At 52.0% G+C, this 15,613-nt stretch carries 13 protein-coding genes; 12 read left to right on the forward strand and 1 reads right to left on the reverse strand.

Annotated elements, in window-relative coordinates:
• The first annotated feature begins 106 nt into the window (after nt 1–106).
• The 5 genes from AB8818_RS12945 (at nt 107) to AB8818_RS12965 (ending at nt 5,029) form a co-directional block, all read left to right on the forward strand.
• Nucleotides 107–847, forward strand: coding sequence for a carbonic anhydrase (locus AB8818_RS12945; RefSeq protein ID WP_116343547.1), 741 nt, complete (start codon nt 107–109; stop codon nt 845–847).
• Between the two features lie 330 nt (nt 848–1,177).
• A complete protein-coding gene (gene dusB / locus AB8818_RS12950; protein ID WP_008502861.1) occupies nt 1,178–2,143 on the forward strand; it encodes a tRNA dihydrouridine synthase DusB in 966 nt (321 codons plus the stop codon).
• Nucleotides 2,144–2,166: 23 nt separating this feature from the next.
• Nucleotides 2,167–2,463 (forward strand): DNA-binding transcriptional regulator Fis, encoded by a 297-nt coding sequence (gene fis, locus AB8818_RS12955; protein ID WP_000462905.1) that lies wholly within the window; start codon nt 2,167–2,169, stop codon nt 2,461–2,463.
• Nucleotides 2,464–2,642: 179 nt separating this feature from the next.
• Nucleotides 2,643–2,807, forward strand: coding sequence for a DUF2556 family protein (locus AB8818_RS12960; RefSeq protein ID WP_014885446.1), 165 nt, complete (start codon nt 2,643–2,645; stop codon nt 2,805–2,807).
• 140 nt (nt 2,808–2,947) lie between these two features.
• The gene (locus tag AB8818_RS12965) at nt 2,948–5,029 is read left to right on the forward strand and encodes a bifunctional diguanylate cyclase/phosphodiesterase (protein ID WP_192983828.1); all 2,082 of its coding nucleotides are present in this window, start codon (nt 2,948–2,950) and stop codon (nt 5,027–5,029) included.
• On the opposite strand, the gene envR is transcribed toward AB8818_RS12965, so the two are convergent.
• Entirely contained in the window at nt 4,945–5,661 is a 717-nt protein-coding gene (gene envR / locus AB8818_RS12970; protein ID WP_116343549.1) for an acrEF/envCD operon transcriptional regulator, read from the reverse strand. The genes AB8818_RS12965 and envR overlap by 85 nt on opposite strands.
• Before the next feature lie 384 nt (nt 5,662–6,045).
• Between envR and AB8818_RS12975 the strand changes: the two genes are divergently transcribed.
• From AB8818_RS12975 to AB8818_RS13005, 7 genes are all read left to right on the forward strand, one after another.
• A complete protein-coding gene (locus AB8818_RS12975; protein WP_116343550.1) occupies nt 6,046–7,185 on the forward strand; it encodes an efflux RND transporter periplasmic adaptor subunit in 1,140 nt (379 codons plus the stop codon).
• Between the two features lie 11 nt (nt 7,186–7,196).
• On the forward strand, nt 7,197–10,310 hold the full coding sequence (locus tag AB8818_RS12980; RefSeq protein ID WP_192983825.1) for an efflux RND transporter permease subunit: 3,114 nt from the start codon (nt 7,197–7,199) through the stop codon (nt 10,308–10,310).
• A gap of 303 nt (nt 10,311–10,613) precedes the next feature.
• Nucleotides 10,614–10,835: a lipoprotein gene (locus AB8818_RS12985; RefSeq protein ID WP_008502867.1), complete on the forward strand. Its 222-nt coding sequence runs from the start codon at nt 10,614–10,616 to the stop codon at nt 10,833–10,835.
• A 472-nt stretch (nt 10,836–11,307) separates the two neighbouring features.
• On the forward strand, nt 11,308–12,333 hold the full coding sequence (locus AB8818_RS12990; RefSeq protein WP_116343552.1) for an amino acid ABC transporter substrate-binding protein: 1,026 nt from the start codon (nt 11,308–11,310) through the stop codon (nt 12,331–12,333).
• Nucleotides 12,334–12,400: 67 nt separating this feature from the next.
• Nucleotides 12,401–13,582 (forward strand): amino acid ABC transporter permease, encoded by a 1,182-nt coding sequence (locus tag AB8818_RS12995; protein WP_116343553.1) that lies wholly within the window; start codon nt 12,401–12,403, stop codon nt 13,580–13,582.
• Between the two features lie 9 nt (nt 13,583–13,591).
• Nucleotides 13,592–14,695: an amino acid ABC transporter permease gene (locus tag AB8818_RS13000; RefSeq protein ID WP_116343554.1), complete on the forward strand. Its 1,104-nt coding sequence runs from the start codon at nt 13,592–13,594 to the stop codon at nt 14,693–14,695.
• A 7-nt stretch (nt 14,696–14,702) separates the two neighbouring features.
• Nucleotides 14,703–15,461: an amino acid ABC transporter ATP-binding protein gene (locus AB8818_RS13005; protein WP_014885454.1), complete on the forward strand. Its 759-nt coding sequence runs from the start codon at nt 14,703–14,705 to the stop codon at nt 15,459–15,461.
• Nucleotides 15,462–15,613 lie beyond the last annotated feature (152 nt).

Here is a 15,613-nt window from a genome sequence, read left to right on the forward strand (position 1 = left end):
CCCCTCTAATATTCCTCCCACCCCCTGTCTGCCTCCGGTAAAATAACCATACAAATCATATTGATATGTTTTGATTTGGATAATAAAAATTCACAGGAAGAATATTATGAAACACGTTTATAGCAAGGCAGCGCTGTTAGCGCTGAGCATGATCTCGGCTTCAGCATGCGCATCACACTGGAGCTACAAAGGTGAAAGTTCACCGGAGCACTGGGGCGAACTGGATGAAGCGTACAAAACCTGTAACAGCGGAATGAACCAGTCTCCCATAAATATTGATTCGACCGCTAACGCCCATCTCACTCCGCTACAAACGCACTACATTGACGGCCCTGTAACGCTGACAAACAATGGCCATACCATTCAGGCAAGCGAGCAGGCCGACACCCGCGACAGCATCACTCTGGATAAACAATCCTGGACGCTACAACAGTTCCACTTCCACGCGCCGAGCGAAAACACCGTGCATGGCAAGCATTACGCGATGGAAATGCATCTGGTGCATAAAAATGAGAAGGGAGAACTGGCAGTGGTTGCGGTCATGTTCGACAAAGGGGCCGAGAATCCGGAGCTTGATAAACTGTGGAACGTGATGCCTCAGCAGGCTGAGCTGAACGTCTCCATCAAACAGGATCTCAACATGAATAAGCTGCTGCCGGAAGATAAAACGTACTGGCGTTTTAGCGGTTCGCTCACCACGCCACCCTGTTCAGAAGGCGTCACCTGGATCGTGCTTAAACATCCTCTGACGGTCTCCGCTGAACAGCTTGAGAAATTCACCCACACAATGCATCACGATAATAACCGTCCGGTACAGTCCCTGCATGGTCGTCTTGTGGTCGAATAACCTGCATTTTTTGCCCTGAGATCATGTTCTAAAATGCGACGTAGATCGCAAACAAGCGGGATAGTCTGCTGCTAAAAACAGCAGATTATCCCGCTCATATGTCGCATTTCTTCAGAATTGATGAGAAGTTACGGGAAATTGTAAGCGCCCATAAAACAACCATTCACGCATAACCTAATGATTTAAATAATGAATAATTTTCAACGTAAAGATTGAGCGGCGATTCCTTGATCTATAACAGTGGATTGTTCAAAGTTTGGCCTTTCATCTCGTGCAAAAAATGCGTAATATACGCCGCCTTGCAGTCACAGTATGGTCATTTCTTAACTCATGCGCATCGGACACCACCAGCTTAGAAATCGCCTGATCGCAGCCCCTATGGCAGGTATTACCGACCGGCCGTTCAGGACGCTGTGCTATGAGATGGGAGCCGGTTTAACCGTATCCGAGATGATGTCGTCTAACCCGCAGGTTTGGGAAAGCGATAAATCCCGCCTTCGGATGGTGCACATTGATGAACCAGGGATTCGCACCGTGCAAATTGCCGGAAGCGTGCCTGAAGAGATGGCAGATGCCGCGCGTATTAACGTGGAAAGTGGTGCCCAGATTATTGATATCAATATGGGTTGCCCGGCCAAAAAGGTGAATCGCAAGCTTGCAGGTTCAGCCCTTCTGCAATACCCCGACCAGGTGAAAGCTATCCTGACGGCGGTTGTCAGCGCAGTGGACGTTCCTGTTACGTTGAAGATTCGCACGGGTTGGTCGCCGGAACACCGTAACTGTGTAGAGATTGCCCAACTGGCCGAAGATTGTGGTATTCAGGCCCTGACCATCCATGGACGCACTCGCGCCTGTTTGTTCAATGGTGAAGCTGAATACGACAGCATTCGGGCAGTTAAGCAGAAGGTTTCCATTCCGATTATCGCGAATGGCGACATAACTGACCCGCTTAAAGCCAGGGCTGTACTCGACTATACGGGAGCTGATGCTCTGATGATAGGACGTGCAGCTCAGGGAAGACCCTGGATCTTCCGGGAAATCCAGCATTATCTGGACACTGGGGAGCTGCTTGCCCCGCTGCCTCTGGCAGAGGTAAAGCGCTTGCTTTGTTCGCATGTTCGGGAACTGCATGACCACTACGGTCAGGCAAAAGGGTACCGAATTGCGCGTAAACACGTCTCCTGGTATCTCCAGGAGCACGCTCCAGATGACCAGTTTCGGCGCACATTCAACGCCATTGAGGATGCCAGCGAACAGCTGGAGGCGTTGGAGGCATACTTCGAAAATCTTGCGTAATGAAATAAAGAGCTGACAGAACTATGTTCGAACAACGCGTAAATTCTGACGTACTGACCGTTTCTACCGTTAACTCTCAGGATCAGGTAACTCAAAAGCCCCTGCGTGACTCGGTTAAACAGGCACTGAAGAACTATTTTGCTCAACTGAATGGTCAGGATGTTAATGACCTGTATGAGCTGGTACTGGCTGAAGTTGAACAGCCACTGTTGGACATGGTGATGCAATACACCCGCGGTAACCAGACCCGCGCTGCGCTGATGATGGGTATCAACCGTGGTACTCTGCGTAAGAAACTGAAAAAATACGGCATGAACTGATACTAATCAGTTAAATTCTTGTTTAAAAAGGCGCTACCTGGCATGGGGATGCGCCTTTTTTATTGCTTTGTTCTGTCACCGTCAACGCTTTGTAAACCTTCGCTTATCCCGCTTTTAAACCGTTTCTTTTCGTGTATATTTCCACCACTTCAGTGGCTCTCTTCACGCGGAATGACACAATGATTCGTAAATACTGGTGGCTGGTTGTCTTTGCAATCTCGGTTTTCCTTTTCGATGCCCTCCTGATGCAGTGGATTGAACTGATGAGCACCGAAACCGATAAGTGCCGCAATATGAACTCCGTGAACCCGCTGAAATTAGTGAACTGTTCAGAACTCGATTAACGACCTGACGCCGCTTCCTCTCCCCCGTATTACCCACTAAAAACGGGGATTTAAATTCCTTTGAGCCGTTACCTGACGGTGATAATGTCTCGCCCTTCTCAACCTCTCCCGCGTAACGTCACACTCGAGTAGAACCGACCATGCTGGTTAGCCAATACAACCCTATCCTTGTAGTCCTCTCCTTCGTTGTTGCCATCCTTGCGGCTTACACCGCGCTGAATATGGCTGCACGTGTCGCCGGGAGTCAGGGCGTCGCAGCGCGCATCTGGCTGGTGGGAGGCAGCGTTGCAATGGGCATTGGCGTATGGGCCATGCACTTTATCGGCATGCTGGCGATGGACCTCTCCATGAGCATGAGTTACAACGCGAGCCTGACGATGTTATCCATGGTCATTGCCGTAGGGTCGTCACTGTTTGCACTATGGCTCGTCAGCTGTGAACAGCTGCGCTTGCGCCGCCTGCTCCCCGGCGCTCTGGTGATGGGAATCGGGATTGTTGCCATGCATTACACCGGTATGGCGGCACTGGAGGTGATGCCAGGGATCATCTGGGACACGTTGTGGGTAGCCATTTCGGTCGTGATTGCTCTTGCCGCTTCGCTTGCAGCATTGTGGCTGACCTTCCGCCTGCGCCACGAAGCAGCGCAGGTGGTGCTGATGCGCCAGGGAGCCGCCATCACGATGGGAATTGCCATCGCCGGTATGCACTACGCCGGGATGAAAGCCGCGCAGTTTCCAATGTCCACAATGGTTCACCATGAGGGTATTAACGGCAGCTGGCTGGCCGTGCTGGTCAGCGTCGTCGCGCTCTCTATTCTTGGGATAACCCTGCTGGTGTCGATGCTGGATGCTCGCCTGCAGGCACGTACCGCCCTTCTGGCCTCGTCGCTGGCAGAAGCGAACCGGGAACTTGCGCAACTGGCGTTGCACGATACGCTGACGCGTCTGCCCAACCGTATCCTGCTGGAGGACCGGCTCGATCAGGCCATCAGCAAAGCAGACCGTGAAGGTACCCATTTCGCCCTGATGTTCATGGATCTCGACGGTTTTAAAACCATCAATGACGCCTACGGCCATGATGTCGGTGACAGGCTGCTGGTCGCCGTTACGCAGCGTCTGCTGCATCTCCTGAAGGGCCAGTTTACCCTTGCACGTATTGGCGGTGATGAGTTTGTTCTGCTTGCTGAGGGAGAAGGGCCGGACGATGCAGCCTCGCTGGCAAATTCGCTGGTGCGGGCGATCGATAGCCCGTTCACTCTCGAACCCTACGAACTGGTGGTAACGCTTAGCATTGGTATCGCCCTGTACCCTCACGACGGCAAAACCGAACGTGAACTGATGTTTAACGCCGACGCGGCGATGTACCACACCAAGCATATGGGCCGAAACGGGTATCACTTTTTCCAGCCCTCTATGAACACGCTGGCGCAGACCCATCTTCAGTTAATGAACGATCTGTGGATGGCTATCGATCGCAATGAACTGCGCCTGCTTTATCAGCCAAAATTTCACGCGCCCGCTGGCCCCCTCCTCGGGTTTGAGGCGCTGCTGCGCTGGCAGCATCCGAAGCAGGGTTTACTGACGCCGGATCTTTTCCTGCCGCTGGCGGAAAAAACCGGGCTTATCATTCCTATTGGTAACTGGGCGATCAATGAAGCCTGTCGCCAATTGCGAGAATGGCATCTTCAGGGGCATCGGAACTGGTCAATGGCGGTAAACCTGTCGACGTTGCAGTTTGAACAGCCCTCGCTGGTTAAAACAGTGCTCGACTGCCTGGAGCGTCATCACCTCCCGCCGGAAATGTTGATCCTGGAAGTCACGGAAACCACGGCAATGAGCAACCCCGATGAGAGCGTGCGGGTGCTGACAGAGCTGACGGATGCAGGTGTGAAAGCTTCGATTGATGATTTTGGGACCGGATATTCGAGCCTGCTGTATCTCAAGCGTTTACCGGCCTGTGAACTGAAGATAGACAGAGCGTTTGTGAAAGAGTTAAGCGGGGAAAGCGAGGATGCCACCATTGTCTCTGCGATTGTGGCCCTCGCGAAAACGCTCAACCTGAAAGTCGTGGCTGAAGGTGTGGAAACCGAAGCGCAGCAGGCCTTTTTGACGGAACTGGGCTGTCATACCTTACAGGGTTATCTGTTAGGTAAACCCACCAGCGCGCAGACCATCGAGGCGCTTTGCGCACGGGGTGAAATGTTGCCTGGCGCTGAGCTGTAGTCATCACGAGGCGACACTCGCAAGACAGGGAGTGTCGCCAGAATACTGTCGACCAGGGCTGGCGCCTGCTGATAAAGATTAAAACTGTCGGTATTCATTAACCAGTTTTTAATGATGCCGCTAAAGAAACCGTGGAATACGATCATGGTCAGTTCAACGTTCACCTGCGACGAAACAATGTTCTGAGAAATACAATTCTCCAGAGTGACGCGCAAAAAATCATAATTGAACCAAATGCGTTTCCGAATTTCATTTTCTGAAATCATATCGCTAGTAAATTCACACTTATGATACAAGATTTGTAACAGCGCACATTGACGAGGTTCGTGCGCGATATATTGCAGCGCAGTAATAAATTGCTCACGAAGCATTAACAACGGATCATCACTCTCGGAGAAAGAGAGCCTGTCGCGAATGATGTCACGCAGCGGTAATTGCTGTTCCCAAATGGCATTAAATATTTCTGCTTTACTGTTAAAGTGCCAGTAGACAGCACCGCGAGTAACCTTTGCGGCATCTGCGATATCGGTCAGCGTCGTGCTGGCTACGCCCCGCGTCGCAAACTGCCCGATAGCCGCTTCAATCAACTGCTGTCGGGTTTGTTGAGCCTCTTCTTTCTTTTTACGCGCCATTGGCAGCTACTCTTAACTCACTGGGTATATATGTAAAATCAGGTTCGGATGGCTGGAAGTATTCACTAAACCCCGTTTTATTTTTGCACAAAAAAAGTCAATTTACTTAATCTATAATTAATGCAAATACATTCTTAAAATCAAATTCATGAAATGAATACTTTATCCATTAAGCTCTATTGACCTGATTTACCGGGCAGAAGTATATCCGTATTTTCTACGGGACTGATTCTGATTTTCCTCCAGGGCCTCGTTATTCGCACTTATAAATTAAAAAACATTAAATACCCTCATTATTATACGCAGCTACATTTTATTTTTTCCCTCTGCCCCAACTACCGATCTACGGCAAACATCGGTTAATGGGTATTTAAAGGAACAGTAATGACGAATCATTTCAGACGTTTACCCTTAGCCGGTTTCATTGTCTGCGCTGTGCTGCTCACTGGATGCGATGGCCAGGAAAATCATCAACAACATGCGCAGGCGCCTCAGGTCAGCGTCCATATCGTGAAAAGCGCGCCGCTGGCTGTCACAACTGAACTACCGGGCAGAACCGATGCGTTCCGCGTTGCGGAGGTTCGTCCACAGGTTAGCGGTATTATTCTGCGTCGCAACTTCACGGAAGGTAGCGATGTAAAAGCAGGGGATTCACTGTATCAGATTGATCCTGCGACCTATCAGGCGGCTTACGACAGCGCGAAAGGCGAGCTGGCAAAGGCGCAGGCGGCGGCCAAAATTGCACACCTGACGGTGAAACGTTATCTGCCTCTGGTGGGGACGCAGTACGTCAGCAAGCAGGAGTATGACCAGGCCGTGGCCACCGCCCAGCAGGCAGATGCCAGCGTCGTCGCCGCAAAAGCGGGCGTTGAAAGCGCACGTATCAACCTTGCGTATACCAAAGTGACGTCCCCTGTCGATGGCCGCATCGGTAAATCCAGCGTAACGGAAGGGGCGCTCGTCACGAACGGACAGGCCGCGGCGCTGGCAACGGTCCAGCAACTCGATCCGATTTATGTCGATGTCACCCAGTCAAGCAATGAATTCATGCGACTGAAGCAGACGAGCCTGCAAAAAGGAGATACGGCCAGCAGCGTTGAGCTGCTGATGGAGAATGGCCAGCCCTATCCGCTGAAAGGCACACTGCAGTTCTCCGACGTTACGGTGGATGAAAGCACCGGCTCAATCACGCTGCGCGCCATTTTCCCGAATCCTCAACACATGCTGTTACCTGGGATGTTTGTTCGCGCCCGTATAGATGAGGGAACACAGCCAGATGCCATTCTGGTTCCGCAGCAGGGCGTGACCCGCACGCCGCGAGGCGACGCAACCGTGCTGGTGGTTAATGATAAAAACCAGGTTGAATCACGGACCGTCGTTGCGCCCCAGGCCATTGGCGATCGCTGGCTGGTGACGGAAGGGCTGAAAAACGGTGACCGCGTGATCGTCAGCGGATTACAAAAAGTCAGACCCGGCGCTACCGTCGTCGCCACGCCAGATACCACCACGACTCCCGCCGGTTAAGGAACGACGACATGGCTAATTTCTTTATTCAGAGGCCAGTTTTCGCCTGGGTGCTTTCCATCATTCTAATGATTGCTGGCGGCCTGGCTATTCTCAAACTGCCCGTCGCCCAGTATCCAACGATTGCCCCGCCTGCCGTGGCGATTTCCGCAACCTACCCCGGCGCTGACGCCCAGACGGTGCAGGATACCGTGACCCAGGTTATCGAACAGAACATGAACGGTATCGATAACCTGATGTATATGTCTTCCACCAGCGATTCAGCGGGTAACGTCACCATTACGCTGACCTTCGAATCAGGAACGGATCCGGACATCGCCCAGGTGCAGGTGCAGAACAAGCTGCAGCTCGCCATGCCGCTGCTGCCGCAAGAGGTACAGCAGCAAGGGATTGGCGTTGAGAAATCCAGCAGCAGCTTCCTGCTGGTCGCCGGTTTTGTTTCGGACAACAAAAACCTTACTCAGGATGATATCTCCGACTATGTCGCCTCGAACGTCAAAGATGCCATCAGCCGAACGACGGGCGTCGGCGACGTTCAGCTGTTTGGTGCCCAGTATGCGATGCGCATCTGGCTCAACAGCAATGCAATGAATAAATACCAGCTGACGCCGCTGGATATTATCAACCAGTTGAAAACGCAGAACGACCAGATTGCGGCAGGCCAGTTGGGCGGCACGCCGTCTGTGCCCGGGCAGCAGCTGAATGCCTCCATCATCGCGCAAACCCGCCTGAAATCACCGGAGGAGTTTGGCCGCGTGACGCTCAAGGTAAATCAGGATGGCTCGATGGTTCACCTGAAGGATGTCGCTCGCATTGAGCTGGGTGGCGAAAACTACAACATGGTGACCAAAATTAACGGGCAGGCCGCCACCGGTCTGGGGATTAAGCTGGCAACCGGGGCAAACGCGCTGGATACAGCGGCAGCCATCAAGAGCAAACTGGCACAACTGCAGCAGTTCTTCCCGCAGGGGCTTAAAGTCGTCTACCCCTATGACACCACCCCATTTGTGAAAATTTCTATTCATGAAGTGGTGAAAACCCTGTTTGAAGCGATCGTTCTGGTCTTCCTGGTCATGTATTTGTTCTTACAAAACCTGCGGGCGACGCTCATCCCAACTATCGCGGTGCCGGTGGTTCTTCTGGGTACCTTCGCGGTTCTGGCGGCGTTCGGTTTCTCTATCAACACCCTGACGATGTTCGGGATGGTGCTGGCGATAGGGCTATTGGTTGATGACGCCATCGTGGTGGTCGAGAACGTTGAGCGCGTGATGGTTGAGGACAAGCTGCCACCGAAAGAGGCCACGCAGAAGTCGATGGGGCAGATCCAGGGCGCGCTGGTGGGGATCGCTATGGTCCTCTCGGCGGTCTTTGTTCCGATGGCCTTTTTTGGCGGCTCGACGGGAGCCATCTATCGCCAGTTCTCACTGACTATCGTTTCCGCCATGGCGCTCTCCGTGCTGGTTGCGCTGATCCTGACGCCCGCACTGTGCGCAACGTTACTTAAACCCGTCACTGGCGATCATCATGAGAAAAAAGGGGGGTTCTTTGGCTGGTTTAATGCACTCTTTGACAAGAGCGTGGAGCACTACAGTAACAGCGTGAGCGGTATTTTGCGTAAGACCGGTCGCTATCTGGTGGTGTACGTCATAATTGTTGGTGGGATGGCGGTGCTGTTTCTGCGCTTACCCACCTCCTTCCTGCCCGAAGAGGATCAGGGGGTGTTTATGACAATGGTTCAACTCCCGGCTGGTGCGACCCAGACGCGGACTCAGCAGGTTCTCGACCAGGTTCAGGACTACTACCTGAATAAAGAGAAGGCGAACGTTGAATCCGTGTTTACGGTGAACGGCTTTAGCTTTAGCGGCCAGGGCCAGAACTCTGGTATTGCCTTCGTCAGCCTGAAGCCCTGGGAAGAACGTTCGGGGGAAGAAAATAGCGTTGAGGCAATCGTCGGCCGTGCGACAAAAGCATTCAGCCAGATTAAAGACGGCCTTGTGTTCCCGTTTAACCTGCCGGCTATTATCGAACTGGGAACCGCAACGGGCTTCGACTTTGAACTTATCGATCAGGCAAACCTGGGGCATACCCAGTTGACGCAGGCGCGTAATCAGCTGCTCGGCATGGTGAAAGAGCACCCTGATCTGCTGGTTCGCGTGCGTCCTAACGGTCTGGAGGATACCCCGCAGTTCAAGCTGGATGTCGATCAGGAGAAAGCGCAGGCGCTGGGTATTAGCATATCTGACGTCAACCAGACGATATCGACGGCATTAGGTGGTACCTATGTGAATGACTTTATCGATCATGGCCGCGTGAAAAAAGTTTACGTCCAGGCGGATGCGAAATTCCGTATGCTGCCGGGGGACATCAACAACCTCTACGTACGCAGCGCGAATGGGGAAATGGTGCCGTTCTCATCCTTTAGCAGCGCTCACTGGGTTTACGGTTCTCCTCGTCTGGAACGCTACAACGGCATGCCGTCCATGGAAATCCTCGGTGAATCTGCCCCTGGAAAAAGTACCGGTGAGGCCATGGTGATGATGGAAAGCCTGGCGGCAAAACTGCCTTCCGGCATCGGCTATGACTGGACGGGAATGTCTTATCAGGAGCGCCTTTCCGGTAACCAGGCGCCTGCACTGTACGCCATTTCACTGATCGTGGTGTTCCTGTGTCTGGCAGCGCTGTATGAAAGCTGGTCCATTCCCTTCTCCGTTATGCTGGTTGTGCCGCTGGGCGTCATCGGGGCCCTTTTCGCGGCGTCGCTGCGCGGGTTAAACAATGACGTCTATTTCCAGGTCGGCCTGCTGACGACGATTGGGCTATCGGCGAAAAACGCCATCCTGATCGTCGAATTTGCTAAAGACCTGATGGAGAAAGAAGGTAAAGGGATCGTTGAAGCCACCCTGGAAGCCTCAAGAATGCGCCTTCGTCCGATCCTGATGACCTCCCTGGCCTTTATCCTTGGCGTCATGCCGCTGGTGATCAGTACCGGGGCCGGGAGCGGTGCGCAAAATGCCGTCGGTACGGGCGTGATGGGAGGCATGCTTTCCGCAACGCTTCTGGCAATTTTCTTCGTGCCCGTCTTCTTTGTGGTGGTCCGGCGACGCTTCACCAGCCATAAAGAGTAATGTATCCCTGAAAGGCACCTTTTGGTGCCTTTTTTATTTTTAATATAAACAATGGATTAGATATTAGAGGGTTGAGTATTAAAAATGCATGAGTTTGCATTAAGTAAAAACGCCATCTTACCACTTCATAATTTCTCCATAAATTCATCCTGAACCCGACTTTTCTCCATGATTTTTACAAACTACATAATTTGAGATTATTCCTCGTGTAACGGGGACTTACCCTGGTGGTAAAATAATCTCCAGTTCGTTAATAGCCCTCCTGGCTTTGTAGCGAATGAGAAATAATACTGAGGTAACATCATGAAAAGATTCATTTCCGTTGCACTTCTCGCTGCGCTGCTTGCTGGTTGCGCGCACGACTCTCCATGTGTACCGGTTTACGATGACCAGGGTCGACTGGTTCATACCAATACCTGTATGAAAGGCACCACCCAGGATAACTGGGAAACAGCAGGTGCTATCGCCGGCGGTGCTGCCGCAGTGGCAGGTTTGACGTTGGGTATTGTTGCCCTGACGAAGTAACATCTGTTCAGAAAGCGCGGCTCTGGCCGCGCTTTTGCTTTTAATGGGTGCAGTATTTTCAAATAAGTAAAAAAATAGCCCCGTAATTATTCACGTAATTAATCTAAGACTGAAGTCAGTCACAACTTTTTCGCATACTCATTCAAATTACTTATTCTATCGTGATGATTTTCACACATTAATATTATTGAATACCCTGCCAATATTCACCCTGGAAACTATCTCTTCTTTTTCCTGACCCGACTCAAAACTTTTGCTCCGATTTGTGGCACAGGTTGTAATTTCGCACCGTTTCGGGGCGCTCGTTTTATTTAAGCCTGTCTACACTCAGCATTAAGCGTTCACTCGTCTCTTATTTCGTCGAACGCAAAACTGGCATTACGTTTGCTTTATAAACGTTGGCCAACGCCACAGACAGGTTAAGCGCTTAAAACGCTTCTATAACGATAAATTTCGCCACACAGGATGCATTATGAAAAAGACGATGATAGCCAGCCTGGCCGCTGCAGGCATGTTGTTTGCCGTAGCCGGTCAAGCCCATGCGGGAACGACACTGGATGCCGTTAAAAAGAAAGGTTTTGTTCAATGCGGTATCAGTGATGGTTTGCCTGGCTTCTCTTATGCCGATGCGAACGGCAAATTTACCGGTATTGATGTGGATGTCTGTCGTGGCGTCGCCGCTGCGGTTTTTGGTGATGACAGCAAAGTAAAATACACCCCGCTGACGGCGAAAGAACGCTTTACGGCGCTGCAGTCCGGTGAAGTCGACATGCTCTCCCGTAATACCACCTGGACCTCTTCCCGCGATGCAGGCATGGGGATGACATTTACCGGCGTGACCTATTACGACGGCATCGGCTTCCTCACCCACAACAAAGCGGGCCTGAAAAGCGCCAAAGAGCTGGATGGCGCCACCGTGTGTATCCAGGCGGGCACCGATACCGAGCTGAACGTCGCGGATTATTTCAAAGCAAATAAGATGAAATACACCCCTGTTACTTTCGACCGCTCAGATGAGTCAGCCAAAGCGCTGGAATCCGGTCGCTGCGATACGCTGGCCTCTGACCAGTCACAGCTGTATGCCTTACGCATTAAACTGAGCAACCCGGCAGAGTGGGTTGTCCTGCCTGAAGTGATCTCCAAAGAACCTCTCGGCCCCGTTGTACGCCGTGGCGATGAAGACTGGTTCTCCATTGTTCGCTGGACGCTGTTTGCCATGCTTAACGCTGAAGAGATGGGCATCAACTCGAAAAACGTCGATGAGAAAGCGGCGAATCCTTCTACCCCGGATATGGCGCACCTGCTCGGTAAAGAAGGTGATTTCGGCAAGGACCTGAAGCTGGATAACAAGTGGGCTTACAACATTATCAAACAGGTGGGTAATTACGCTGAGATCTTTGAGCGTAACGTGGGATCGGAAAGCCCGCTGAAGATCAAACGCGGCCAGAACAATCTCTGGAATAACGGCGGTATTCAGTACGCCCCACCAGTACGTTAAGTCATAGTTGTAACGGGCACTGCTCGGGCAGTGCCCACTCCAGAGTCATGGTTACTGAGGTTTCTTTATGTCCCATCGCCGCTCAGCCGTAAAAGGATCGCTATCCTTTTCTCATCCCGCGGTCCGCGCCTGGCTATTCCAGATTATTGCTATTGTTGCGGTTGTTCTTATCGCCGTGTATCTCATCCATAACACCATCACGAACCTGAATAATCGCGGTATCACCTCCGGGTTTGCGTTTCTGGATCGCAGCGCAGGGTTTGGGATTGTTCAGCACCTTATTGACTACCAGGAAGGTGACACGTACGGACGCGTGTTTGTGGTCGGTTTACTGAATACGCTGCTGGTATCCGCACTGTGTATTGTCTTCGCTTCCATCCTGGGCTTCTTTATTGGGCTGGCGCGCCTTTCTGAAAACTGGCTCCTGCGGAAACTTTCAACCATTTATATTGAGACATTCCGCAACATCCCACCGCTGCTGCAGATATTTTTTTGGTATTTCGCGGTGCTGCGTAACCTTCCTGGCCCCCGCCAGGCCGTCGATGCGTTTGAGCTGTTTTTTCTCAGTAACCGTGGGTTATACATCCCCTCTCCACAGGTAGCCGAAGGGCTTTACGCCTTTATCGTCGCCGTTGTTATTGCACTCGCCATTTCTGTCGGCCTGTTTCGCTATAACCGTAAGCACCAGATTAAAACCGGGCAGCTTCGTAAAACATGGCCAACTGGCGCTGTGCTACTTGTTGGCTTACCGTTAGTTGCTCACTGGCTTTTTGGTGCGGCCTTGCACTGGGATATTCCCCATCTGCGCGGGTTCAACTTCCAGGGAGGGATGGTATTAATTCCTGAACTGGCCGCATTAACGCTGGCGCTTTCGATTTATACCTCCGCATTTATTGCGGAAATCATCCGTTCCGGGATTCAGGCTGTGCCTTACGGTCAGCACGAGGCGGCACGCTCACTCGGTTTGCCGAATACCGTGACGCTTCGCCAGGTCATTATTCCTCAGGCTCTACGAGTGATTATTCCGCCTCTTACCAGCCAGTATCTTAACATTGTCAAAAACTCATCGCTGGCTGCTGCCATTGGTTATCCGGATATGGTGTCTCTGTTCGCCGGAACCGTGCTTAACCAGACCGGACAAGCCATTGAAACCATCGCCATCACCATGTCTGTCTATTTGATCATCAGCCTGGTGATTTCATTGCTGATGAACCTTTATAACCGTCGTATAGCACTGGTCGAGCGCTAAGGATCTATGATGACAAAAGCGATACTGTCGCACTCCTCGCGCCCTGCCAGCTCGACAGGTGGACGTTTCATTCTCTGGGCGCGCAAGAATCTGTTCTCCAGCTGGAGCAACAGCCTGCTGACGATTGTCTGCCTGTGGCTCATGTGGGAATTGATTCCTCCCCTGCTGAACTGGGCATTTTTACAGGCCAACTGGGTCGGTTCAACCCGAGCTGACTGCACAAAAGCCGGTGCCTGCTGGGTATTTATTCATGAACGTTTCGGTCAGTTCATGTATGGATTGTATCCCCATGAACAGCGCTGGCGGATTAATCTGGCGCTGGTTATCGGCCTGCTCTCTGTCTCGGTCATGTTCTGGAAAAAGCTGCCTCATCGTGGACGCTATATTGCCGTCTGGGCAGTGGTTTATCCGATTATTGTCTGGGTGCTGATGTATGGCGGTTTCCTGGGGCTGGAACGCGTTGAAACACGCCAGTGGGGCGGTCTGACGTTGACATTGATTATCGCTTCAGTGGGGATAGCCGGCGCGCTACCGTGGGGGATTTTACTGGCCCTGGGACGTCGTTCAAAAATGCCGGTCGTCCGCGTGCTCTCCGTTATCTTCATTGAGTTCTGGCGCGGAGTACCGCTCATCACCGTACTGTTTATGTCGTCGGTCATGCTGCCGCTGTTTATGGCAGAGGGTACAACGATAGACAAACTGATCCGTGCCCTGGTCGGGGTGATTCTCTTCCAGTCCGCCTATGTCGCTGAAGTTGTACGCGGTGGCCTGCAGGCGTTGCCCAAAGGCCAGTATGAAGCGGCGGAATCGCTGGCGCTCGGTTACTGGAAGACGCAGGGGCTGGTGATCCTTCCGCAAGCGCTCAAGCTGGTTATCCCTGGGCTGGTCAATACGATCATTGCTCTCTTTAAAGATACCAGCCTGGTGATCATCATCGGATTGTTCGATCTCTTTAGCAGCGTGCAACAGGCAACCGTTGACCCTGTCTGGCTGGGCATGTCCACCGAAGGATATGTCTTTGCCGCTCTGATCTACTGGATCTTTTGTTTTAGCATGTCGCGCTACAGCCAGCATCTGGAAAAGCGCTTTAACACCGGGCGTACACCGCACTGAGGAAATTATGAGCCAAATAACTATGACACCCGCCGACGCGATGATTACGCTGGAAAACGTGAATAAATGGTATGGACAGTTTCATGTCCTGAAAGACATTAATCTTAAGGTAAAGCAAGGCGAACGCATCGTCCTTTGCGGCCCTTCCGGTTCAGGTAAATCCACAACCATTCGCTGTATTAACCATCTTGAAGAACATCAGCAAGGACGCATTGTTGTAGATGGCATCGAGCTGAATGAAGATATCCGCAATATCGAACGCGTGCGCCAGGAAGTGGGTATGGTATTCCAGCACTTTAATCTTTTTCCACACCTGACCGTTCTGCAGAACTGTACGCTTGCGCCTATTTGGGTCCGAAAAATGCCGAAACAGGAAGCGGAAGCGCTGGCGATGCACTACCTGGAACGCGTTCGTATCGCGGAGCATGCCAATAAGTTTCCCGGCCAGATCTCGGGCGGGCAACAGCAGCGTGTGGCTATCGCCCGTTCGCTGTGCATGAAACCCAAAATCATGCTGTTTGACGAACCGACATCTGCGCTGGATCCCGAAATGGTGAAAGAGGTACTGGATACCATGATTGGGCTGGCGCAATCCGGTATGACGATGTTGTGCGTAACGCATGAGATGGGTTTTGCCAGAACGGTAGCTGACCGGGTGATCTTTATGGACCGCGGAGAGATTGTTGAGCAGGCGCCGCCGGATGAGTTCTTTGCGCATCCGAAGTCAGAACGTACGCGAGCATTCCTGTCGCAGGTGATTCATTAGCCGTTTGCTCTGCCGGGTGGCGGCTTCGTCTTACCCGGCCTACCGTTTTTTCTGAGCATAAACGCAAAAAGGCCATCCTTTCGGATGGCCTTCTCACTTATTTGATGTCTGGCAGTTCCCTACTCTCACATGGGGAGACCCCACACTACCAT

This window comes from Enterobacter sp. KB-280D8, assembly GCF_041399405.1.
Taxonomy (GTDB): Bacteria; Pseudomonadota; Gammaproteobacteria; order Enterobacterales; family Enterobacteriaceae; genus Enterobacter; species Enterobacter cloacae_N.